General features: G+C 67.5%; 21 protein-coding genes and 1 pseudogene. 13 read left to right on the top strand and 9 right to left on the bottom strand.

The genetic code is table 11. The annotated features are described in order from the left end of the window. Window positions 1-33: 33 nt before the first annotated feature. Genes ASD37_RS05070 through ASD37_RS05060 form a run of 3 tightly spaced genes read left to right on the top strand, consistent with a single transcriptional unit; the run spans window position 34 to window position 2515 of the window. On the top strand, window positions 34-834 hold the full coding sequence (locus ASD37_RS05070; protein WP_056548708.1) for a thymidylate synthase: 801 nt from the start codon (window positions 34-36) through the stop codon (window positions 832-834). Next, a complete protein-coding gene (locus tag ASD37_RS05065) occupies window positions 831-1313 on the top strand; it encodes a dihydrofolate reductase (protein ID WP_056548706.1) in 483 nt (160 codons plus the stop codon). Before ASD37_RS05070 ends, ASD37_RS05065 begins: the two co-directional genes overlap by 4 nt. Next, window positions 1310-2515, top strand: coding sequence for a winged helix-turn-helix domain-containing protein (locus ASD37_RS05060; RefSeq protein ID WP_056548703.1), 1206 nt, complete (start codon window positions 1310-1312; stop codon window positions 2513-2515). Before ASD37_RS05065 ends, ASD37_RS05060 begins: the two co-directional genes overlap by 4 nt. A gap of 112 nt (window positions 2516-2627) precedes the next feature. Here the strand turns inward: ASD37_RS05060 and ASD37_RS05055 are convergent, their stop codons facing one another. The 3 genes from ASD37_RS05055 to ASD37_RS05045 are packed head-to-tail and all read right to left on the bottom strand — an operon-like array spanning window position 2628 to window position 5541. Next, on the bottom strand, window positions 2628-3215 hold the full coding sequence (locus ASD37_RS05055; RefSeq protein WP_056548701.1) for a nucleoside deaminase: 588 nt from the start codon (window positions 3213-3215) through the stop codon (window positions 2628-2630). A 20-nt stretch (window positions 3216-3235) separates the two neighbouring features. Next, window positions 3236-4633, bottom strand: coding sequence for an APC family permease (locus tag ASD37_RS05050; protein WP_056548699.1), 1398 nt, complete (start codon window positions 4631-4633; stop codon window positions 3236-3238). Between the two features lie 8 nt (window positions 4634-4641). Then, window positions 4642-5541 (bottom strand): proline iminopeptidase-family hydrolase, encoded by a 900-nt coding sequence (locus ASD37_RS05045; protein WP_235567969.1) that lies wholly within the window; start codon window positions 5539-5541, stop codon window positions 4642-4644. An 89-nt stretch (window positions 5542-5630) separates the two neighbouring features. On the opposite strand from ASD37_RS05045, the gene ASD37_RS05040 reads away from it, so the two are divergent. From ASD37_RS05040 to ASD37_RS05030, 3 genes are read left to right on the top strand one after another with little or no spacing between them, the layout of a single operon-like run. Further along, entirely contained in the window at window positions 5631-6398 is a 768-nt protein-coding gene (locus ASD37_RS05040) for a FadR/GntR family transcriptional regulator (RefSeq protein WP_056548695.1), read from the top strand. Between the two features lie 46 nt (window positions 6399-6444). Beyond that, the gene (dapA, locus tag ASD37_RS05035; protein ID WP_056548693.1) at window positions 6445-7347 is read left to right on the top strand and encodes a 4-hydroxy-tetrahydrodipicolinate synthase; all 903 of its coding nucleotides are present in this window, start codon (window positions 6445-6447) and stop codon (window positions 7345-7347) included. Beyond that, window positions 7344-9020, top strand: coding sequence for a ribonuclease J (locus ASD37_RS05030; protein WP_056548691.1), 1677 nt, complete (start codon window positions 7344-7346; stop codon window positions 9018-9020). The genes dapA and ASD37_RS05030 overlap by 4 nt, the downstream gene beginning before the upstream one ends. 5 nt (window positions 9021-9025) lie before the next feature. Here ASD37_RS05030 and ASD37_RS05025 read toward each other — a convergent pair whose 3' ends face one another. The 3 genes from ASD37_RS05025 to ASD37_RS05015 all read right to left on the bottom strand — a co-directional run bounded on the left by ASD37_RS05025 (window position 9026) and on the right by ASD37_RS05015 (window position 12450). Then, window positions 9026-9844, bottom strand: coding sequence for a mycofactocin-coupled SDR family oxidoreductase (locus ASD37_RS05025; protein ID WP_056548689.1), 819 nt, complete (start codon window positions 9842-9844; stop codon window positions 9026-9028). A 2-nt stretch (window positions 9845-9846) separates the two neighbouring features. Beyond that, window positions 9847-10161, bottom strand: coding sequence for a putative quinol monooxygenase (locus ASD37_RS05020; RefSeq protein WP_056548687.1), 315 nt, complete (start codon window positions 10159-10161; stop codon window positions 9847-9849). Window positions 10162-10236: 75 nt separating this feature from the next. Continuing rightward, entirely contained in the window at window positions 10237-12450 is a 2214-nt protein-coding gene (locus ASD37_RS05015) for a SulP family inorganic anion transporter (RefSeq protein ID WP_370072297.1), read from the bottom strand. Between the two features lie 141 nt (window positions 12451-12591). Between ASD37_RS05015 and ASD37_RS05010 the strand changes: the two are divergent. Both ASD37_RS05010 and ASD37_RS05005 read left to right on the top strand, forming a co-directional pair. Next, a pseudogene (locus ASD37_RS05010) lies at window positions 12592-15239 on the top strand (DNA translocase FtsK 4TM domain-containing protein). A 100-nt stretch (window positions 15240-15339) separates the two neighbouring features. Next, complete coding sequence (locus ASD37_RS05005) at window positions 15340-16179, top strand: hypothetical protein (protein WP_056548681.1); 840 nt, start codon at window positions 15340-15342, stop codon at window positions 16177-16179. Between the two features lie 51 nt (window positions 16180-16230). Here ASD37_RS05005 and ASD37_RS05000 read toward each other — a convergent pair whose 3' ends face one another. After that, window positions 16231-16746: an amino-acid N-acetyltransferase gene (locus ASD37_RS05000; protein ID WP_056548679.1), complete on the bottom strand. Its 516-nt coding sequence runs from the start codon at window positions 16744-16746 to the stop codon at window positions 16231-16233. 42 nt (window positions 16747-16788) lie between these two features. Between ASD37_RS05000 and pgsA the strand changes: the two genes are divergently transcribed. The 4 genes from pgsA to ASD37_RS04980 all read left to right on the top strand — a co-directional run bounded on the left by pgsA (window position 16789) and on the right by ASD37_RS04980 (window position 19636). Then, window positions 16789-17370, top strand: coding sequence for a CDP-diacylglycerol--glycerol-3-phosphate 3-phosphatidyltransferase (pgsA, locus tag ASD37_RS04995; RefSeq protein ID WP_056548677.1), 582 nt, complete (start codon window positions 16789-16791; stop codon window positions 17368-17370). Between the two features lie 113 nt (window positions 17371-17483). After that, a complete protein-coding gene (clgR, locus tag ASD37_RS04990; RefSeq protein WP_056548668.1) occupies window positions 17484-17819 on the top strand; it encodes a transcriptional regulator ClgR in 336 nt (111 codons plus the stop codon). A 162-nt stretch (window positions 17820-17981) separates the two neighbouring features. Next, complete coding sequence (gene pspA / locus ASD37_RS04985) at window positions 17982-18794, top strand: phage shock protein PspA (RefSeq protein WP_056548666.1); 813 nt, start codon at window positions 17982-17984, stop codon at window positions 18792-18794. 20 nt (window positions 18795-18814) lie between these two features. Beyond that, window positions 18815-19636: a hypothetical protein gene (locus ASD37_RS04980; RefSeq protein ID WP_056548663.1), complete on the top strand. Its 822-nt coding sequence runs from the start codon at window positions 18815-18817 to the stop codon at window positions 19634-19636. A gap of 2 nt (window positions 19637-19638) precedes the next feature. Here the strand turns inward: ASD37_RS04980 and ASD37_RS04975 are convergent, their stop codons facing one another. Next, a complete protein-coding gene (locus ASD37_RS04975; RefSeq protein ID WP_056549869.1) occupies window positions 19639-20055 on the bottom strand; it encodes a DUF5313 domain-containing protein in 417 nt (138 codons plus the stop codon). A gap of 8 nt (window positions 20056-20063) precedes the next feature. Beyond that, the gene (locus ASD37_RS04970) at window positions 20064-20501 is read right to left on the bottom strand and encodes a limonene-1,2-epoxide hydrolase family protein (RefSeq protein WP_056548661.1); all 438 of its coding nucleotides are present in this window, start codon (window positions 20499-20501) and stop codon (window positions 20064-20066) included. Window positions 20502-20590: 89 nt separating this feature from the next. Between ASD37_RS04970 and ASD37_RS04965 the strand changes: the two genes are divergently transcribed. Beyond that, a complete protein-coding gene (locus tag ASD37_RS04965) occupies window positions 20591-21766 on the top strand; it encodes a glycosyltransferase (RefSeq protein ID WP_056548659.1) in 1176 nt (391 codons plus the stop codon). Window positions 21767-21773: the final 7 nt, after the last annotated feature.

Genomic DNA, 21773 nt, shown 5'->3' with positions numbered 1-21773 from the left:
TCAATTGTCGGCCCCTGCCCCTAAACTGGCTCCGTGCCGATTCCCACGCCGTACGAGGACCTACTGCGACTGGTTCTCGAGACGGGGACTCCCAAGGCCGACCGCACCGGTACCGGCACCCGCAGTTTGTTCGGACACCAACTGCGCTACGACCTGGCCGACGGGTTTCCGTTGATCACCACCAAGAAGGTGCATCTCAAGTCGGTCGTCTACGAGCTGCTGTGGTTCCTGCGCGGTGATTCCAACGTCCGCTGGCTGCAGGAGCACGGTGTGACCATTTGGGACGAATGGGCAAGTCCGACAGGTGAACTCGGACCGGTCTACGGAGTGCAATGGCGCTCCTGGCCGACGCCGTCTGGGGAGCACGTCGACCAGATCAGCAATGCCCTCGAGCTGCTCAAGCGCGATCCCGATTCCCGTCGCAACATCGTCTCGGCATGGAACGTGGGCGAAATCCCGCAGATGGCGCTGCCGCCGTGCCACGCGTTCTTCCAGTTCTACGTCGCCGACGGAAAACTGTCCTGCCAGCTGTATCAGCGCAGCGCGGACCTCTTCCTCGGCGTGCCGTTCAACATCGCCAGCTACGCGCTGCTGACCCACATGATGGCCGCCCAGGCAGGTCTCGGGGTGGGGGAGTTCGTCTGGACGGGTGGGGATTGCCACGTCTACGACAACCACGTCGACCAGGTCCGGCTGCAGCTGAGCCGTGACCCGCGCCCGTATCCGGAACTCGTTCTGGCGCCGCGTGATTCGATCTTCGACTACACCTACGACGACGTCGCGATCGTCAACTATGACCCGCATCCGGGGATCAAGGCCCCCGTCGCCGTATGAGTATCGGTCTGATCTGGGCTCAATCGACGAGTGGAGTCATCGGGCGCGCCAACGGCATCCCGTGGCGGCTGCCCGAGGACCAGGCGCGCTTCAAGGAGCTCACCCTCGGGCATGCCGTCGTCATGGGTCGGCTGACGTGGGAGTCGCTGCCCGCGAAGGTGCGACCGCTTCCGGGGCGCAGAAATGTCGTGGTCACCAGGCAAGCCGACTTCGTGGCAGAGGGTGCGACGGTGGTGGGCAGCCTGGAGGACGGGCTGATAGGCGATGACACCTGGGTGATCGGCGGGGCGCAGATCTACGCGCTGGCGCTGCCGCTGGCGACGCGCTGCGAGGTCACCGAGGTCGACGTGGCGCTGACTCGTGAGGACGACGACGCCGTGGCGCCCGAGCTCGACGAGGCCTGGGTCGGCACCGCGGGAGACTGGTTGACCAGCGCGTCGGGTTTGCGGTATCGCTTCTCGAGCTACGTCCGGGCGTGAAGCTCACCAGCGGTCAGGCGCGCCGGGTTGCCGTTGCAGCTCAGGGGTTCGCGGAGCCCAAACCCGTTGGCCCCGTGACGCGATCGCACCTACGCCGGTTGGTCTCCCGGATTCAGGTGCTGCAACTGGACTCGGTCTCGGTTGCCGTGCGCGCGCACTACGCACCCATCTTCAGCCGGCTCGGACCGTATGACCGCGGCGTGCTGGAGCGAGCGGCGTGGAGTCACTCGGCACGGTCACCCCGTCTGCTGGTCGAGTACTGGGCGCACGAGGCGGCCCTGATGGCGGTCGACGACTGGCCCCTGCTGCGCTGGCGCATGCGCGAGTACGCCGACGGCAGGTGGGGCAAGGAGATCGTCCGCAAGAACCGGCAGTTGGCCGCCGACGTGGTTGCCGCGGTCGCCGAGCTCGGCCCGTCGACGGCCGGGCAGATCGAGGCTCATCTGGCGGCCGAACCGCGTGGGCGCAAGGGGCCGTGGTGGGACCGCAGCGACACCAAGTGGGTGGCCGAGGCGCTGTTCGCGTCCGGCACGTTGACGACCGGCACGCGGATCGGGTTCGCCAGGCACTACGACCTGAGTGAGCGGGTGTTGCCGCCGGAAGTGTTCGCCCGCGAGGTGACCGATGCCGATGCGATCCGCGAGCTGGTGCTGCGCTCGGCGACCGCCTTGGGTGTCGCCACCGAGACCGACATCCGCGACTACTTCCGGCTGGGCGCCGGGCAGGCGAAACCCGTCATCGCCGACCTGGTCGCCGAGGGTGAGCTCGAGGCCGTGGAGGTCGACGGGTGGACGGCGCCGGCCTATCTCAGGGCCGGCCAGGTGGTGCCCCGGGTCACTCGCGGGACGGCGCTGCTGTGTCCGTTCGACCCGCTCATCTTCTTCCGGCCGCGGGTCGAGCGGCTGTTCGACTTCCATTACCGCATTGAGATCTACGTGCCAGAACCCAAGCGTCAGTTCGGGTATTACGTTTGGCCGTTCCTTCTCGACGGGGAACTCGTCGGGCGCGTCGACCTGAAGGCCGACCGCATCCGTGGGGCGCTGCTGGTGCCGGGGGCGTTCCTCGAGCCGGGACGGGACGCCGACCGGGTGGCCGAGGCGCTCGCGAGCGAGTTGCGGACGATGGCGACGTGGTTGGGGCTCGAGGACGTCGTGGTTGGGGAGCGTGGCGACCTCGCCGAGGCGCTGCGGCGCCGGCTATAGGGCCCAGGCCGGCTCTGGTGGTGACACGTCGCCGTAGGGCGTCAACGAACGATGACGATCGTCAACGAACGATGACGCCTTCCAGTGCGATGTCACCCCGAAGCGGCGTCAGTCAGTTCAGCGGAATGTCGTTGTCGCCCTTCGTCTCCTGATACCGGTCCGACAGCGCGGCGTAGCGCTCCTTGATCCGCGAGGTCTGCGCCCGCAACTCCGACCGCAACGGCTCGTCCTCGGACTCGACGAGGTCGGCCAGCGAATACGCCGTCCAGAACGCGTTGGAGCGCCGATAGGCGCCGGGCTCCAGACCGAAGAGCTCCTTGAGGATCACCAGGTCGTGGGGGATGGCGAAGCTGTCGCGCGAATCCTCGTGACTGTAGAAGTAGTAATAGTTGTCGAACCCCGCCCAGGTGATCGCCGACATGCACAGCGTGCACGGCTCGTGGGTGGTGAGGAACACCAGCTCGGACGTGGGTGGGCGGTCGGTGAGCTCGTAGAACTGGTTGAGGGTGTTGATCTCACCGTGCAGCAGCGGATTGTCGGTCTCGTCGTTGGTGCCCGCGACGACGAGCGACAGGTCCGACTTGCGCAGGATCGCCGCGCCGAACACCTTGTTGCCCGCGGCGACGCCCCGCTCGGTCAGGGGCAGGACGTCGTCGTCGATGACGGCGAGCAGGCGAGCGGCGATCGTCTTGGCTGGCATGGCTCACCCTAAGCCAGATGTCAGTGCGTCGCCTTCTCCTCCGGCAGTTCCGGGACGCCCTTGCCCCGGAAGACGTTGACGCCGAAGACGATCGCGCCGATGACGAGCCACACCAGGCCGCCGATCTTGGCCAGTGAATCGGCGTTGATCAACACGTAGCCGATGATCAGGAAGCCCAGGGTCGGCACCACCAGGTGCAGCAGGTAGTTCTTCGACTTCTGGCGGCCCAGGTAGTACCAGACCACCGAGACGTGCAGCAAACAGAAGCCGAACAGCGCACCGAAGTTGACCAGTGACGAGATCAGGCCGATCTGGCCGACGAAGAACAGCACCAGCACCAGGCTCAGGGCGCTGACCACGAGGATGGCCGCGATGGGCACCTTGCGGCTGCTGATCTTCGACAGGAAGCTGGGCAGCTGGCCGTCGCGGCTCATCGAGTACAGCAGGCGGCTCGTCGCGGCTTGGGCGGCCATTGCGTTCGCGAAGCCCACGGCCATCACGTTGACCGCGAAGAACGCGTTCATCCAGCCCGTGTTGGACGCCGCCTGGACGAGGGTGAAGAACGCGTTGCCCGCCTCGTCGTCGCTGAAGGATTCGCGACCGCCGGCGAGCAGGCTCGCCAGCCAGGTCTGGGTGATGAACAGGAACGCGACCACGAACAGTGCGATGATCATCGCCCGGCCTGCGGGGTTCTTGCGCCCCGTCGACTCCTCTGCCAGCGTCGAAATGCCGTCGAAGCCAAGGAAGCTCAGTACCGCGATCGAGAGTGCGGTCGCGATCAGGGGCGCGGTGACGGTGCTCGAGTCCCAGATCGGCAGGGTGCTCCAGCCGACGTTGGGGAGGGACTGTCCGTTGATGGCGCGCACCGCGATGACGACGAAGACCACCACGAAGACCAGTTCGATCGCGAGGAAGATTCGGTTGGCGATCTTCAGCAGGCTGATCCCGGCGAGGTTGATGATGGTGTTGACGATGACGAACACGATCGCCCACACCCACCGCGGACTGTTGGGGAACAGCCCGACCATCGACTCGGCGGCGAAGACGTACAGCAGCGTCGGCACCAGCAGGTAGTCCAGCAGGATTGCCCAGCCCGCGAAGAAGCCGACGCTGGGATGGATGCCGCGACCGACGTAGGAGAACACCGAGCCGGCCAGCGGGAACGACTTCGCCATCTGCGAGTAGGCCAGTGCGGTGAAGATCATGGCGATCAGGCCGATGAGGTAGACCAGCGGCACCATGCCGGAAGCGCTGTTGTACACCGTGCCGAAGATGGCCCACGGCGCGATCGGCACCATGAAGACCAACCCGTAGACCAGCAGGTCGACAGTGGAGACCGAGCGGTTGAGTTCCTGTGTATAACCGAATGATTCGAGGCTGCGCTGCCCGTGCTCGGGCTGCGTGTCGGAGTTGACCATGCGGGTTCCTATCGGTCGTGTTCGGCGAGGAATGAGGCGATGACCGCCCGAAATTCGGTTGGCTGTTCGAGGTGGGTGCAGTGGCTGGCGCCGGCGAAGACGTGTTCGCGCGCGTCGGGTATTAGGTCGACGAACGGTTTCCACGTGGCGGGCGTGGCCTCGTCGAATTCGCCGGCGACCACCAGCGTCGGGACCGTGATCTGGTCGAGCCGGTCTTCGACGGACCACGACTTCAGCGTGCCGAGAACGTGGAACTCGTTGGGGCCGTTCATGGTGTGGTACACCGTCGGCTCTGCTTCCATTTGGGCTTCGCTGTCGAGGAAGTCCTGGGGTGTAGGCGTCAGACGGCAGACGTGGCGCCGGTAGAACTCCTGCGTCGCGGCGAGGTACTCCGGGTCGGTGACGGTGCCCGCAGCCTCGTGGCGGTCGAGTGCTCGCTGGGTGTCCTCGGGCAGTTCGGACCGGAGCAGGGCGGCGGCGGCCATCCACAACTCCATCGACGCGGGCGAGTTGCAGATCGACAGCGACACCACGCCGTCGGGCTGTCGCACGGCGATTTCGGCGCCGAGCATGCCACCCCACGACTGGCCGAGGACGTGGTAGCGCTCGACGCCCAATGTCGAACGGACGGCGTGGAATTCGTCGACGAACAACGCGGGGGTCCAGAAGTCGCGCGGCGCATCGGGCAGATGCGTGCTGCGGCCGCAGCCGATCTGGTCGTAGTGGATGACGTCACGGCCGGTCTCGTCGGCGAGTTCGGCGATGTTGCGCACGTAGTCGTGCGCCATCCCCGGACCGCCGTGCAGGACGAACAACGGAAGGGCGTCGGGTCGAGGGGTGTCGGGGCGGCTGATCTGAACCCACGTCTCACCGTCGAGGAAGGGCACCATCTGTGTCTGGACGAGCATGGCGCTCAGCATGTACCCACAATGGTCTCGCTGCAAGACCAATCGAAGGGAATTAACATTCTCGTATCGACGACTGGGGGAGCGCACCGATGGCCGAACATGCCGCCGTGCCGCCCTCGGGGCTGCTCGCCCAACAACTCGACATGCCGACACGGGTCGACGAGATCACCGATCGGCTCGTCACCGCCATCGCGATCGGGGAGTATCTGCCCGGCGCGCGGCTACCGGTCGAACGCGACCTTGCCGCCGCGCTGGGCGTCGGGCGCATGACGGTGCGCGCCGCACTGGCACGGTTGGTCGACCGCGGTTTGCTCGAGACGCGCCGCGGCCGCGGCGGCGGGTCCTACGTCGTCGACCAGTGGCCCGAGTCGTCCACCGACGCGGTGCGTCGCACGCTGGCGATGCGACTCGGTGAACTGCGGGACCGGTGTGACGCCATTGCCCGACTGCACGGCGCGGTGTGCCGGGCCGCGGCCGACGCCAGGACGGCCGCCGACGTCGAGCAACTCCGAGCCGCGTTGGAGGCCTACCGGACCGCGGACAGCGGCTTCGCCGCCCAGCAGGCGGACAGCCGACTGCACCTGGCGATCATGGACACCGCCCACAACGCGGTGCTCAAGCAGGTGCTCGTCGACCTCGAGTCTTCCGTCAGCATCGGCGCCCCGGCACACCTGTGGGGGGAGCCAAGCACCATGCGCGAGATGGAATTGCGGTCGCTCCACGAGCACGAGGAGTTGGTCGACGCGATCGCCGACGGCCGCTCAGACGACGCCGATGCGGTGGCCCGAGCCCACGTCGGCATCGACTTCGAGCTCATCTCCTCCGCGATGCGGCGCGCAGGCGTGCTCGACGAGTAGCACCGCTGCTCGTGATCGCCGGGGTCGAGCGGGTAATCTCAACCGCGTGACCACCAGCGGATTCGATGTCAGCGCCCGTCTGGGCACCGTGCTGACGGCCATGGTGACGCCGTTCGGCCCGGACGGCACGATAGACCTGGCCGTCGCAAAGAAGCTCGCCAACCACCTCGTCGACGCGGGATGCGACGGTCTGGTGGTCTCGGGGACCACCGGCGAATCGCCGACGACGACCGACTCGGAGAAGCTCGCGTTGCTCGGCGCCGTGCTCGAGGCGGTGGGGGATCGCGCCAGGGTGATCGCCGGAGCAGGCTCCTACGACACCGCGCACAGCGTGCACCTCGCCAAGGCATGTGAAGCCGAGGGCGCCCACGGCCTCCTGGTCGTGACGCCCTATTACTCACGGCCGCCGCAAGCCGGACTGGTCGCCCACTTCACCGCCGTCGCCGACGCCACCGCGCTGCCGAACGTGCTCTACGACATCCCGCCCCGCTCGATGGTCCCGATCGAATGGGACACCGTCCGGGCGATCGCACCCCATCCGAACATCGTCGCCATCAAGGACGCCAAGGGCGACCTCCACGGTGGCGCGATGATCATGGCCGAGACCGGGTTGGCCTACTACTCCGGTGACGACGCGCTGAACCTGCCGTGGCTGGCCATGGGCGCGACCGGATTCATCAGCGTGTGGGGCCACCTCGCGGCGAGTCAGCTGCGAGACATGTTGTCCGCCTTCACCTCCGGGGATCTGGCGACGGCACGCAAGATTCACGTCAGTCTCGGAACACTCAACGACGCCCAGAACCGTCTCGGCGGCGTCACCATGGCAAAGACAGGACTCGAGTTGTTGGGCTTCACCACTGGGGATCCGCGGCTTCCGCAGATTCCCGCAACGAGCGCGCAGATCGACGCGCTGGAGGCAGACATGCGGACAGCCGGCGTACTCCGATGACCACCGAACTAACCCCGCCCGGCCCCTTGGCGCCCGGCGGACTGAGAGTCACCGCGCTCGGTGGCATCAGCGAAATCGGCCGCAACATGACCGTTCTCGAGCACCTCGGGCGCCTGCTCATCATCGACTGCGGGGTGCTCTTCCCCGGTCACGACGAGCCCGGGGTCGACCTGATCCTGCCGGACCTGCGGCACATCGAGGGTCGCCTCGACGACATCGAGGCGCTGGTCGTCACGCACGCCCACGAAGACCACATCGGTGCCATTCCGCACCTGCTCAAGCTGCGGCCCGACATCCCCGTCGTCGGATCGAAGTTCACCCTGGCGCTGATTGCCGCGAAGTGCCGCGAACACCGCATCAAGCCGGTCTTCGTCGAGGTCGCCGAGAAGCAGAGCAGCAACCACGGCGTATTCGAATGCGAGTACTTCGCGGTCAACCACTCGATTCCCGACGCGCTCGCCATCGCCGTCTACACCGGCGCAGGCACGCTGTTGCACACCGGTGACATCAAGCTCGACCAGCTGCCGCTCGACGGCAGGCCCACCGATCTGCCCGGCATGTCGCGGCTCGGTGACGCCGGCGTCGACCTGTTCCTGTGCGATTCGACGAACGCGGAAATCCCCGGCGTCGGACCGTCGGAGAGCGAAATCGGGCCCAACATGCACCGCCTGATCCGTGGCGCCGAGGGTCGCGTCATCGTCGCGTGCTTCGCCTCCAACGTCGCTCGCGTGCAGCAGATCGTCGACGCGTCAGTGGCCCTCGGGCGCAAGGTGTCCTTCGTCGGCAGATCCATGGTGCGCAACATGGGGATTGCCAAGGATCTCGGCTTCCTCAACGTCGGTGACGACGACGTGGTCGACATCGCCGCCGCCGAAATGCTGCCCGCGGACCGGATCACCCTCGTCACCACCGGAACCCAGGGCGAGACGATGGCCGCGCTGTCGCGGATGTCGCGCGGTGAACACCGCAGCATCACGCTGACCCGGGGCGATCTGATCATCATGTCCTCGTCGCAGATCCCCGGCAACGAGGAGGCCATCTTCGACGTGCTGGACTCGCTGGCCAAGATCGGCGTCCGCGTCGTCACCAACGGCCAAGTGCGCGTTCACGTTTCGGGCCACGCCTACGCGGGGGAGCTCCTGTTCCTCTACAACGGGGTGCGTCCGCGCAACGTCATGCCGGTGCACGGAACCTGGCGACACATGCGCGCCAACGCCGCGCTGGCCGCGAGTTCCGGTGTGCCCGAGGAGAACATCGTGCTCGCCGAGAACGGCGTCAGCGTCGACCTCGTCAAGGGTCGGGCGACGATCTCCGGTGCGGTGCCCGTCGGCAAGATGTTCGTCGACGGTCTGGTCACCGGCGACGTCGGTGACGCCACCCTCGGTGAGAGGCTGGTGCTGTCGTCCGGTTTCATCGCCGTCACCATCGTGCTGAACCGGGCCACCGGCAAGATCGCCGGGCCGGTGCACCTGCAGTCCAAGGGCTTCTCCGAAGACCCCAAGGCCCTCGAGCCGGTCACCCGCCTCGTCGAGGAAGCGCTCCAAGCGCTCGTCAAGGACAAGGTCACCGACCCGACCCGGTTCGCCCAGGCCGCCCGGCGTTCCGTCGGCAAGTGGGTGGCCGAGAAGTACCGCCGCCAGCCGATGATCGTGCCGACGGTTCTGGAGATCTAGGGCCGTCAGCGCTTGTTGACGTAACCGTCGTCGACCGGCAGGGCCACGCCGGTGATGTGCTTGCCGGAATCGGCGACCAGCCAGGCCACGGTGTCGGCGATGACCTCCGGCTCGACGGTCTCCATGTTGGCGATACTGGCCATCGTCAGGTCGCCCTCGTTGCCGCCGGTCATGTCGGCCAGCCACTTTCGGGTGAATTCGTTGTCCACCATCGGTGTCCGGACGCCGGCCGGGTGGATCGAATTCACCCGAATGTTTTGCGGCGACAGCAAGTTCGCGTACGACCGCATCAGGCCGACCACCCCGTGCTTGGCGGCTGCGTATCCGATGGAGCCGGCGAACGGGGAGCCGAGGCCCACCAACCCCATCACCGAGCTGATGAGAACGATGGCACCGCCGTTGCCCGCCTTGATCATCGGCCGCATCGCGACGTCCACCGTGTGGTGGACGCCGGTGAGGTTGACGTCGATGACGTCGTGCCAGGCGTTTTCGTCCGCCATGGGGGCGATGCCCGCATTGGCGACGACGATGTCGAGTCGGCCGCCGAGTTCGTCGACTCCCGATCGCAACGCGGTCTTGAGCGCCGCGCGGTCACGTACGTCGGCTTGCAGGGCCACGATGCGGGATCCGGTGTCCTCCACCAGTTTTACGGTGGCAGCGAGATCGTCGGGAGTGGCCATCGGGTAGGGGACCGACGCGATCTGGTCGCAGAGGTCGACGGCGATGACGTCGGCGCCCTCCGACGCCAGCTTCACCGCGTGGGCGCGGCCTTGCCCGCGGGCCGCGCCGGTGATGAACGCGACCTTGCCCTCGAGGGATCCCATCGCTAGGGACGCAGCTGACCCTTGGCGGGATCGCCGGCGACGACCGGCTGCAGCATCTTGATGTCCGGGGCGCCAGCGAGATGCTCGCCGATGGCGCCGAAGAGCGCGCCGATCGCGGGGGCGGTGCCGTGCGTCTTGAGCGCTTCCTCGTCGGCCCACTGCTCGACGAAGACGAACGTGCCGTCGGCCTCGTGCAGGGAGTACAGCTCGCAGCCTGGCTCGGAATGGACCGCTTCGATCGCCTGGGTGCAGGCGTCGCGGACCGCGTCGACGGACTCGGGCTTGGCGGTCAAGGTGGCGACGACGACGACGGGCATTCAGGACTCCTCATCGAGTGGGTTCGGCACCGAGTGGGCTCGGCCCCGATTCACACTACCCAGCTGAGGCGGGCGTCAACGGACTACCTCCCGAAGCCCGTCGAAGTGCGCAGTGCCCTGGTTGATCTCGACGATGTCGGCCGCACCCACCAGATACAGCTTTGCGGAAGCCAATTCGAGGAAAAGCCCGGCCACGGTGACGGACCCCTCCGCAAGCCGCGGTGCGACGAGCGGGTGTTCCTGCAGCGTCTGCATCTGGATCGCCACGTTGACGACGCTGAGTTGGTCGGCGGTGTCGAAGCCAGCGTCGGCGGCGGCCCTGGCCACCGGGTGACCGTCCCGCAGGGCCGTCAGGCTGGGGTGGCCGTGGTCGAGCCAGCGGCCGATCGCCCCGTCGGCGCTGCCGTCCAAGAGGTCGTGCATCGCCTCGCATCCGGAGTGCCCGCAGACCGCGATCGTGTGTACCGACAGGCGTTCGAGGGCGTAGCTGAGCGCCGACTCGACCGACGCGTCGGCCGATCCGCCGGGGACCAGGTTGCCCACGTTGCGGACGTTGAGCAGTTCACCGGGGCCACTGTCGGTGAGCAGGTTCGGCAGGATCCTGGCGTCGGCACACGTCAGCAGCATCGTGTGGGGGCTGTGTTCGTCGTCCGAGCCGAACCGCTCGCGCAGGAGAGGCGCGACCCCGTTGCTGTACCTGTCGACGCCGCCGGCGAGGTGCGGGGGCCAGATCAGTCGGAGTGCCGAGATGACGCGCCTGCCCTCGGTGTTGCGTTTCGGCGGCCGGTCGTGGGCGAATTCCATGCGCGCCGTGCCGGTTTCGGTGACCGTCACCTCGTCGCCCGAGGCGCGGCGCTGACGGATCCACTCCTGGATGGTGTCCATCGCCGCATGGTCGAGGTAGTCGACGTTCAGGTCGACGAACGTGTCGGCTCCGCTCGGAATCGAGTCGAACGCTGCGGTCAGCCTGGGCAGCGCGAGGAACGTGCACGAGCCCGTGATCGCCACGTGCCACCGATCGGGTGCGCCGTCGGCCGACCTTTCGGTGAGGTCCTCGACGACGATGCTCACGCGGATGATCCGCCACGCCGCGATGCCGACGGCCAGCACCAGTCCGATCAGCACCCCTTCGAGCAGGTTGAGGAAGACCACCGCCGTCAGCGTGACGCCGTAGATCAGCAGTTCGCCGGTGCGGCGGGCGAGGTCGATGTGCGCCAGTTTCACCAGCTGGACGCCGATGACGATGAGCAGACCGGCCAACGCGGCGTTCGGGATCATCTCGACGACGCCGACCAGGAAGACCGAGAAGAGCAGGAGCCAGACGCCGTGCAGCGCGGCCGATGCGCGAGTCTTGGCGCCTGCCGAGACGTTGGTGGAGCTACGGACGATGACGCCGGTGATGGGCAGACCACCCAGCAGGCCGGAGGACACGTTGGCCGTGCCCTGGCCGAGCAGCTCACGGTTGAAGTCGGTCCGCGGTCCGTCGTGCATCTTGTCGACCGCGCTTGCCGACAGCAGACTCTCCACGCTGGCGATCAGGGCGACGGTCAGGACTGCGATTGCGATTGCCGACCAGCTGCCCTCGGGCATCGTGGGCAGGCCGATGGCGTCGACCACCGATTCGTCGAGGCTGATGCGGTCGGTGCGGAGGCCCGGCAGGTAGCTGACCGCCGTCGCGACCACCACGGCGACGAGTGCGCCGGGAACGATGCGCAGCGCACGGGGAACGAAGCGCCAGGTCAGCATGATGGCGATCACCAATCCGCCGACGAGCACCTCGGACCATTGCGGCGCGAGCAGCTGAGCGGGCAGCGCCGTCAGGTTGCCCCACGCGTTGCTCCGCGGTCCGCCGCCGAGCAGGACGTGGACCTGCTGCAGGGCAATGGTGATGCCGATGCCGGCGAGCATGGCGTGGACGACGATGGGCGCGATGGCCAGGGCCGCGCGGGCGATCCGGCTGAGGCCCAGAAGGATCTGCAGCACGCCTGCGGCCGCGGTGATGGCGCACGTCGCCTTCCAGCCGAATTGCGCGACCAGTTCGGCGACCACGACGGTGAGTCCGGCGGCCGGTCCGCTGACCTGTAGTGGTGAGCCGCCGACGGCCGCACACACGATTCCGCCGACGATGGCCGCGATGAGCCCTGCGACGACGGGTGCGCCGGAGGCGACGGCGATGCCGATCGACAGCGGAAGTGCCACCAGGAACACCACCAGTGACGCTGGAATGTCGTAACGAAAGACGTTGTGTAACAAAGGCTTAACATCATGGGTTTTGGCCGATGGGTTCACCGTGTCGAGAGTACCGACGACAACGGATTCCGTCGTGACGAGCCTGGGTGACGCTGGCCACGTTTGGCATCTGTGCTGGCGGGAGGCCATATGCGGGGCCTACGGTTTTCGTCGTGCCATAGTTAGCTATTTGTTACCTGTGTGGCTAATGGTGAATCTGGGGTTGGTGCGACTAGTCTTTCCCCATGGCTAGTAAGACCGCCGCCCGCTCGGGAGCTCGTTCTAGCAGCTCAAAGCCCCGAGCGCGCACGACGCGCCCCGCCGCCCCGCGGCGAAAGCCCGCGCCACGACGCAATCCCTCCCCGGTTGCCGCTGCCGGCTCCGCGATCGGCAAGGGGGCGCGCGCCAGTTGGCTGATGTTGGCCAAGGGCGCGGGATCCACGGCGCGGTCGGTGGGACGAGCCCGTGAACTCGAGCCGGGGCACCGCCGTGACGGCATCGCACTCGCCCTGCTCGCGCTGTCGGTCGTGCTTGCCGCGAGCTCGTGGTTCGACGCGGCCCGACCTGTTGGCGGGTGGATCGACTCCGTCGTCCGTACCGTCATCGGCTCCGCGGTGGTGCTGCTACCGATTGCCCTGATCGCGGTCGCGATTCTGCTGATGCGCACCGAACCTCACCCCGAGGTGCGGCCCCGGCTCGTCCTGGGCACCGCCATGATCACGCTGCCGGTGCTCGGCCTGTGGCATCTGTGGTCGGGCGCGCCCATGGACTCCGCGGACCGGCAGCGCGTCGCGGGCTTCGTCGGCTTCGCGATCGGCGGACCGCTGTCCGACGGCCTGACGCCATGGATCGCCACGCCGCTGTTGATCATCGGCATCCTGTTCGGCCTGCTTCTGGTGACCGGCACGACGATTCGCGAAGTGCCCGGCGTGATTCAGGGCGCGTTCATGGGCGCCTACCGCGGCGACACCTACGACGACGACGAGTACGACGACGCCGACTACGACGACGACTATCCCGCCGCCCGCGCCGACGATCTCTCCGACGGCTACTACGACGACCCGGCGTCGACCCGCGCCGACGAGGCGCAGTGGCCGGGCGCGCCCCGTTCCGGCGGGCAGGAGCGAAGCGACCCGGGGAGTAGATCCGGATCGGCGACGGTCCCGGTGAGTCGACTCGGCACGCCCATGGACAACTACCCGTTGGACGAGCCGCTCGCCGACGAGACGCCCACTGCGCCCGAGCCGAAGGCCCGGCCCAAGCGCAAGAAGCCGGAGGCCCCGGCGCCGGCGCCGGTGCCCGTCGCCGAGGAGGCCCTCTCGCTCGACCGCGTCGTCGAGGGGCCGTACAACCTTCCGTCGCTCGACCTGCTGGTCGCCGGTGATCCGCCGAAGCTCCGCAGCGCGGCCAACGACAAGATGATCGAGGTCATCCAGTCGGTGCTCGACCAGTTCAAGGTCGACGCCGCGGTGACCGGCTGCACCCGCGGTCCGACCGTCACCCGCTACGAGGTGGAACTCGGGCCCGGCGTCAAGGTCGAGAAGATCACCGCGCTGCAGAAGAACATCGCCTACGCGGTGGCCACCGAGAGCGTCCGCATGCTCGCCCCGATCCCCGGCAAGTCCGCCGTCGGCATCGAGGTGCCCAACACCGACCGCGAAATGGTCCGGCTGGCCGACGTCCTGACCGCGCCGACCACCCGCCGCGACCACCACCCGCTGGTGATCGGCCTCGGCAAGGACATCGAGGGCAACTTCGTCTCGGCGAACCTGGCCAAGATGCCGCACCTGCTGGTCGCCGGTTCCACCGGGTCCGGCAAGTCCAGCTTCGTCAACTCGATGCTGGTCTCGTTGCTCTCGAGGGCCACGCCGGAAGAGGTCAGGATGATCCTGATCGACCCGAAGATGGTGGAACTCACGCCGTACGAAGGCATTCCGCACCTCATCACGCCCATCGTCACGCAGCCGAAGAAGGCCGCCGCCGCGCTCGCCTGGCTCGTCGAGGAGATGGAGCAGCGGTACCAGGACATGCAGGCCAACAAGGTCCGCCACATCGACGACTTCAACAAGAACGTGAAGTCCGGGGTCATCACGGCCCCGCTGGGCAGCGAGCGGGTCTACAAGACCTACCCGTACATCATCGCCATCGTCGACGAGCTCGCCGACCTCATGATGACCGCCCCGCGTGACGTCGAAGACGCCATCGTGCGCATCACCCAGAAGGCGCGCGCCGCAGGCATCCACCTGATCCTGGCCACGCAGCGGCCGTCGGTCGACGTCGTCACCGGCCTCATCAAGACCAACGTGCCGTCCCGCCTGGCGTTCGCGACGTCGTCGCTGACCGACAGCCGGGTCATCCTGGACCAGCCGGGCGCCGAGAAGCTCATCGGCATGGGCGACGGGCTGTTCCTGCCGATGGGCGCCAACAAGCCCGTCCGGTTCCAGGGCGCCTACATCAGCGACGAGGAGATCTACGCCGTCGTCGCCGCCTGCAAGGACCAGGCCGAGCCCGATTACACCGAGGGCGTCACCGCCGCCAAGCCGGGCGGCGAGCGCACCGACGTCGACCCCGACATCGGTGACGACATGGACGTCTTCCTGCAGGCCGTCGAGTTGGTCGTCTCGTCGCAGTTCGGCTCGACGTCGATGTTGCAGCGCAAGCTGCGCGTCGGCTTCGCCAAGGCGGGGCGTCTGATGGACCTGATGGAGACCCGTCAGATCGTCGGGCCGTCCGAGGGTTCCAAGGCGCGCGAAGTCCTCGTCAAGCCCGACGAACTGGCCGGCACGCTGATGCTGATTCGCGGCGGCGCGGACGCCAACGGAGCCGACGCCGACGACGACGAGGGCTGAGCTGCAACGCCGAACGTGAGCCCACTGCGACGTGCGGGCCGGATTCTCGCAGTGGCGTCACGTTCGGCGCGGTGTCGGATGGTGTCGGCACACTGCCGCCATGGGGGAGCCGTTCGTTGGTAGTGAGTCGGTGGCCGCGGGCCGCCTGACGCCGTACCAGCTTCGGAGCACGTGCGTAGCGATCCATCGCGACGTCTACATTCCGAGAGGTTCCGAGCTGACCGCGGTGACCCGCGCGCGGGCGGCGTGGTTGTGGTCGGGGCGTGCGGGAATCGTCGCCGGGCAGTCGGCTGCTGCGTTGCATGGCGCAAAGTGGGTCGACGACCGGGCATCGGCGCAGCTGCTGTATCCCAATCGGCGGCCTCCCGAAGGAATCACCACCTGGTCGGATCGATTCGAAGACGACGAGACGTCGCTCGTCGACGGAGTTCGCGTGACGACGCCGGCGCGGACGGCGCTCGACATTGCCTGCCGCTACCCACGTGGCCGGGCGGTCGCGGCGATCGACTCACTGGCGCGCGCCACCAAGCTCAAGGTGGCCGACGTCGAGTTGCTCGCCGAGCGTCATCGCGGACGGCGGGGCATTCGCGCCGCGGCCGACGTACTCGCCCTCGTGGACGCGGGCGCCGAGTCGCCGCAGGAGACCAGGGTGCGCCTGGTCCTCGTCGCGGCAGGCTTTCCGAGTCCGGAGACCCAGATTCCGGTGTACGACGAGTGGGGGCAGCTCGTGGCGGTCCTCGACATGGGTTGGCGGGACATCAAGGTGGGGGTCGACTACGACGGTAAGCATCATCGGATGACCCGCAGTCAATTCGCGAGGGACATCAGGCGCCACGCCGACGTGACCGAACTCGGGTGGGACGACGTTCGGATTACTGCCGAGGACGCGGACGGCGCGATAATAGGCCGGGTCGGGCGGGCCCGAGACCGCCGAACGTGAGCCCACTGCGACTTGCGGGTCGAATTCTCGCAGTGGCGTCACGTTCGGCGCTCAGAGCGTCAGCAGCATCCTCGTGTTGCCCAAGATGTTGGGCTTGACGTAGGACAGGTCGAGGAATTCGGCGACGCCGATGTCGTAGGAACGGCGCATCTCGTCGTACACCTCGGCCGTCACCGGGGTGCCTTCGATCTCCTGGAAACCGTGGCTGCCGAAGAACTCGGTCTCGAAGGTGAGCACGAAGATCCTCTGCAGCCGCAACTCCCTTGCGACGTCGAGCAATCGCGCCACGACGGCGTGCCCGACGCCGCGCCCCTGCATCCGGGGGTGTGCAGCCACGGTGCGTACCTCGCCGAGATCGGCCCACAGCACGTGCAGAGCCCCGCAGCCCACCAACTCGTCTTCCAGTTCGGCGACCCAGAACTCCTGGACCGCCTCGTAGAGGGTGACGAGATTCTTCTCCAACAGGATCTTTCCCGCGTAGACGTCGACCAACGACTTGATCGCTGGAACGTCCGACGTGCGGGCCCGACGAACCACGAGATCGTCGTTTAGAGGCGCTCCAGTCACAGCAGTGAGGGTATCGGTTTGGTCTACCGATATTCTGGTCACGTGCCGGGTCAGTCAGATGTCGATCCGTTGACCCCGCGCGTGAGTGTGGTCAACGTCGCCAACGCGCTCACTGGTGTGCGCATCGTGCTCGTTCCGGTGTTCCTCGCGGCCCTGTTCGTCGGTGACGGCCACGAATCATATTGGCGAGTGGTCGCTTTCATCATCTTCACCGTGGCGGTGATCACCGACCGGTTCGACGGCGCCATCGCGCGCAGCTACGGCATGATCACGGAGTTCGGCAAGCTCGCCGACCCGATCGCCGACAAGGCGTTGATCGGGGCCGCACTCGTCGGTCTCAGCATTCTTGGCGACCTGCCGTGGTGGGTCACCATTCTGATCTTGGTCCGCGAAGTCGGCGTGACGATTCTGCGGCTCGTCGTCATCCGCAGCGGCGTGATCCCGGCAAGCCGGGGCGGCAAGCTCAAGACGCTCGTCCAGTCCGTGGCGATCGGCCTGTTCGTCCTTCCCCTGGACGGGGCGTGGCTGACGGGGGCCTGGGTGTTCATGTGGGCCGCGATCGTGCTGACCGTCCTCACCGGCGCGGATTACCTGCTCTCGGCAGTGCGCGGCGTTCGAACGTGACGTACGGAGCTTTCGGGCGGCTTTCGGGAACCAATCCGGCAGCCGCGGGCGTTCTGGTTGATAGTGATACCGAATAGATCTGCAACCACGTCCTTCGTTGTGAGGAGACCGCGATGACGACATTGCTTCGCGAAGTGATCGGCGACGTCTTGCGTCAGGCCCGGCTCTCGCAGGGGCGGACGCTGCGAGAAGTGTCCGACGACGCCCGCGTCAGCCTCGGCTACCTGTCCGAGGTGGAGCGGGGCCGCAAGGAAGCCTCCAGTGAGCTGCTCAGTGCCATCTGCGGTGCCCTGGAGGTCCCGCTGTCCCGCGTGCTGACCGACGCGGGCCAGACCATGGAGCGCCGCGAACGGGTCGCCGCTCGACCGGTCGCCACCGCCAGCGGTGCCACCATCGACTACTCGACGCGCGTCGTGATTCCGCAGGCCGTGTCGATGGCGGTGGCCTGAGCGCGTCCGATCAGCTCTGCCACGCCGGAAACGCGAGCGGGGGTGTGGCGATCTGCGTGCAACCGATAAGTTGGCAGGTAGCGAATACTTACGCACGTCGGTGAGCTCCCCGCACGGGACGGGCACACTGGACTTACTCCAACACGAAGGCGGAACGTACTGATGGCCAACCCGTTCACCAAGGCGTGGAAGTACCTCATGGCCCTGTTCAGCTCCAAGGTCGACGAGTACGCCGACCCGAAGGTGCAGATTCAGCAGGCCATCGAGGAAGCGCAGCGGCAACACCAGGGGCTGACTCAGCAGGCGGCGTCGGTGATCGGCAACCAGCGTCAGCTCGAGATGCGGCTCAACCGCCAGCTGGCCGACATCGAAAAGCTTCAGGTCAACGTGCGTCAGGCCCTGACGCTGGCCGACCAGGCCGCGACGTCGGGTGACGCCGCGAAGGCGACCGAGTACACCAACGCGGCCGAGGCGTTCGCCGCGCAGCTCGTCACCGCCGAACAGAGCGTCGAAGACCTCAAGACTCTGCACGATCAGGCACTGCAGGCGGCCGGTCAGGCCAAGAAGGCCGTCGAGCAGAACGCGATGGTGTTGCAGCAGAAGATCGCCGAGCGCAGCAAGCTGCTGAGCCAGCTGGAGCAGGCGAAGATGCAGGAACAGGTCAGCGCCTCGTTGCGGTCGATGAGTGAGATCTCGGCGCCGGGAAGCACGCCCAGCCTCGACGAGGTCAGGGACAAGATCGAACGCCGCTACGCGAACGCCATGGGCTCCGCCGAGCTCGCCCAGAACTCGGTTCAGGGACGCATGATGGAGATTCAGCAGGCCAGCGTCCAGATGGCCGGGCATTCGCGACTCGAGCAGATCCGCGCCTCCATGCGCGGCGACGCGCTGCCGTCGGGTGACGCCACCGCGACACCGGCCGCGCCCGCGACCAACCCGCCGGCGGCGACGCCGGAAAACCCGCTCTCGCAATAGTTCTCGAAGGTAGGTGGCCCATGGCAGCGGAACCTCGGACCGGACGAGTCGAGGGTTGGCGCATGCTGGTGCAGCGTGGCGTCGACACCGCGGCCGAATTCTCCGACGTGGTTGCCCAGCGACTGGGCGCCGCCTCCGACCCTCGGGCCAAGCTGCTGCGCAAGCGTCGGTGGGCACTCCGAGCCACGGTGTTCTTCGCGTTCTCCACTGGTCTGTGGATTGCGGTTACCGGGGTTCTCGCCTCGTGGGATGTCATCCCCGCCTGGGTGTTGCCCATCCCGGCCAGCATCGCCGTCGGCGCGGCGTTCCTGGCCACCTTGACGTTCCTTCGCTGGCGGTGGCTCAAGCGCTCGCCACTGCCACCGGAGCGCCGGGTGCGGCGGCTACCGCCGTGGGGTTCGGCGGCCCGGCAACCGATCGCCGCCCTGAATTCGGCTGAGCGGGGCCTGTTCTCCCTACTCGGCGTGATGGAGCGCGGCAACATGCTGCCCGCCGACGAACTGCGCGACGTCGTCGACGCCGCCAATCAGACCTCGGCGACCATGACGGCGACGGCCAACGAAGTCGTGTCGATGGAGAAGGCCGCCACCGCTGCTCCCCAGTCGCGCGCGCATCTGAGCCCGACGATCAGGGCCTTCACCGCCCAACTCGACAGCGGGGTCCGGCAGTACAACGAAATGGTCGAGGCCGCAGCGCGATTGGTGTCCGCGGCCAACTCCGGGTCGATGTCGAGCTCGCCGATGTCAGCCCAGCGTCAACGCCACGAGTTGGGCAACGCGACGGACCGACTGGCCGGCTGGGCGCAGGCCTTCGACGAACTCGGGCACCTGCGCGGCGCCTGAGATCAGACGGCGCTGCTGCTCGGCGGACCCGAGCGGGGTCCGTACTTCTCGGCGTACGCGTCGTGGATGTGGGCGTCGCGCTGACGGTTGCGATAGTCGACGAGGCTGGTGTCCAACCCGTGCTTACGCAGCATGTGGCGGCGCCACACCTTGTTCAGCGCATGCGAGAAGAAGATGAACGGGATCAGGATGGGCACCGTCGTCGACAGGTGCAGATACAACGACATCGGCACGATCCAGAACGGTGTCAGGATCAGCACCGCCGGCACGACCATCCGCAACATCATGCGTCGCGTCGCGCCAGGACCGGCGAGGTCGTCGGCCACCCACTGACGCATGGAGTTGGGCAGCCGCTTGCCGTAGCAATAGCCGATGTACTGCAAGACGCCGGGCTTGGCAGGCCCAGCTTCATTGGACACGTCGTTCGTCACAGCGAGGGACGCAACGCCGGAACCGCGAGCCCCACGACCCCTCGCACGGTGGCCTTGAACATGTCGAGGAAGTCGAAGTAGTCCCGCCACAACGTGATTCGGCCGTCGTGCACCTCGAAGGCGCCGCACACCCAGAACTGCAGCCGTAGTGACCCGAACACCAGAACGTCGGTGCGTTCGGTGAGCACCGACGTGCCCTCGGCGGCGATGCGATGGAACTTCACCTCGAAGCCGACGCGGCCCTGACCGCTGCGAAGCAGTTTGACGATGCGCTCCCGGCCGGTGATGGTCGGCAGACCGACGTTCTGCCACTTGACGTCGTCGGCGAGCAGCGAGTCCGCGGTGTCGAAGTCCTCGTTCTGCACCGCGAACAGAAACCGCTCGACGAGTGCCTTGGTGTCGACCGCGGGCACGGTCGAAGTCTGGTCTGTCATGGCCTCACAATAGTCCTCGGGACAGCCCTCGGGACTCGTCGATCACCTCGCGAGCGCTGGTCACCGGGCGGCTGTGACAGGGTGGTGCGATGCGCGTGGCTGTGGTGGCGGGACCCGATCCCGGCCACGCCTTTCCCGCCATCGCGATGTGCCTGAAGTTCCTGGCCGCCGGTGACGAGCCGACGCTGCTGACCGGTGCTCAATGGTTGGACGTGGCCAGGGAGCAGGGTGTCGACTCCGCGCTGCTGGCCGGTCTGGACCCCGTCGACGGCGACGACGACGCCGACTCGGGTGCCAAGCTGCATCGGCGGGCGGCGCGGATGGCCGTCCTCAACCGGCCCGGTCTCGAGGACCTGAAACTCGACCTGGTGGTCTCCGACGTCATCACCTCCTGCGGGGGGATGGCCGCGGAGATGCTCGGCGTGCCGTGGGTGGAGCTGAACCCGCACCCGCTGTACCTGCCGTCGACGGGCCTGCCGCCGCTGGGAAGCGGGCTGGCACCCGGCGTGGGTGTGCGAGGTCGGTTGCGCGACGCGGCGATGAGAGCGCTGACCGCACGGTCGTGGCGAGTGGGACAGCGGCAACGTTCGGCGGCGCGCGTCGAGATCGGTCTGTCGCCGACGGATCCCGGCCCGGTGCGGCGACTGATCGCCACCCTGCCCGCGCTGGAGGTGCCGCGTCCGGACTGGCCCGCGGAGGCCGTCGTCGTCGGACCCTTGCACTTCGAGCCGACGTCCGCGGTGCTCGACGTTCCCGACGACACCGGCCCGGTGATCGTCGTCGCCCCGTCGACCGCGGTGACGGGCACACAGGGCCTGGCCGAGGTGGCACTCGAGGCGCTGGTGCCAGGCCGTACGGTGCCGACCGGCGCGCGGGTGGTGGTGTCGCGGCTGGCCGGTCGAGACGGCGCCGCCGTGCCGCCGTGGGCCGTCGTCGGGCTCGGTCGTCAGGACGAACTGCTGTCCCACGCCGACGTGGTGATCGGCGGGGGCGGGCACGGACTGGTGGCCAAGGCGCTCCTCGCGGGGGTGCCAATGGTGGTGGTGCCCGGTGGGGGAGACCAGTGGGAAATCGCCAATCGCGTTGCGCGCCAAGGCAGTGGCCGCTTGGTTAGGCCGCTGACGGCCGGGGCGCTGACCGCGGCCGTTGACGACGTCCTGTCGTCGCCTGGCTACCGGGAACGGGCCCGTCGGGCGGGTGAGAGCATCGCCGACGTCGCCGATCCGGTACGGGTGTGCCACGACGCGCTCGCGCGGTCTCGGTAAGTTGGTG

It is taken from the genome of Mycobacterium sp. Root135 (assembly GCF_001426545.1).
Taxonomy (GTDB): Bacteria; Actinomycetota; Actinomycetes; order Mycobacteriales; family Mycobacteriaceae; genus Mycobacterium.
Note: the sequence above shows the minus strand (reverse complement) of the source record. Positions and strands in the feature narration are given on the sequence as shown.

What these genes read in the sequence shown, in the direction of transcription:
- ASD37_RS05065 (WP_056548706.1), top strand. Translation starts at nt 831, where the DNA reads ATGAGTATCGGTCTGATCTGGGCTCAATCGACGAGTGGAGTCATCGGG.
- ASD37_RS05055 (WP_056548701.1), bottom strand. Translation starts at nt 3,215, where the DNA reads ATGCCAGCCAAGACGATCGCCGCTCGCCTGCTCGCCGTCATCGACGAC.
- ASD37_RS05050 (WP_056548699.1), bottom strand. Translation starts at nt 4,633, where the DNA reads ATGGTCAACTCCGACACGCAGCCCGAGCACGGGCAGCGCAGCCTCGAA.
- ASD37_RS05045 (WP_235567969.1), bottom strand. Translation starts at nt 5,541, where the DNA reads ATGCTCGTCCAGACACAGATGGTGCCCTTCCTCGACGGTGAGACGTGG.
- ASD37_RS05040 (WP_056548695.1), top strand. Translation starts at nt 5,631, where the DNA reads ATGGCCGAACATGCCGCCGTGCCGCCCTCGGGGCTGCTCGCCCAACAA.
- ASD37_RS05030 (WP_056548691.1), top strand. Translation starts at nt 7,344, where the DNA reads ATGACCACCGAACTAACCCCGCCCGGCCCCTTGGCGCCCGGCGGACTG.
- ASD37_RS05025 (WP_056548689.1), bottom strand. Translation starts at nt 9,844, where the DNA reads ATGGGATCCCTCGAGGGCAAGGTCGCGTTCATCACCGGCGCGGCCCGC.
- ASD37_RS05020 (WP_056548687.1), bottom strand. Translation starts at nt 10,161, where the DNA reads ATGCCCGTCGTCGTCGTCGCCACCTTGACCGCCAAGCCCGAGTCCGTC.
- ASD37_RS05005 (WP_056548681.1), top strand. Translation starts at nt 15,340, where the DNA reads ATGGGGGAGCCGTTCGTTGGTAGTGAGTCGGTGGCCGCGGGCCGCCTG.
- clgR (WP_056548668.1), top strand. Translation starts at nt 17,484, where the DNA reads ATGACGACATTGCTTCGCGAAGTGATCGGCGACGTCTTGCGTCAGGCC.
- pspA (WP_056548666.1), top strand. Translation starts at nt 17,982, where the DNA reads ATGGCCAACCCGTTCACCAAGGCGTGGAAGTACCTCATGGCCCTGTTC.
- ASD37_RS04980 (WP_056548663.1), top strand. Translation starts at nt 18,815, where the DNA reads ATGGCAGCGGAACCTCGGACCGGACGAGTCGAGGGTTGGCGCATGCTG.
- ASD37_RS04970 (WP_056548661.1), bottom strand. Translation starts at nt 20,501, where the DNA reads ATGACAGACCAGACTTCGACCGTGCCCGCGGTCGACACCAAGGCACTC.
- ASD37_RS04965 (WP_056548659.1), top strand. Translation starts at nt 20,591, where the DNA reads ATGCGCGTGGCTGTGGTGGCGGGACCCGATCCCGGCCACGCCTTTCCC.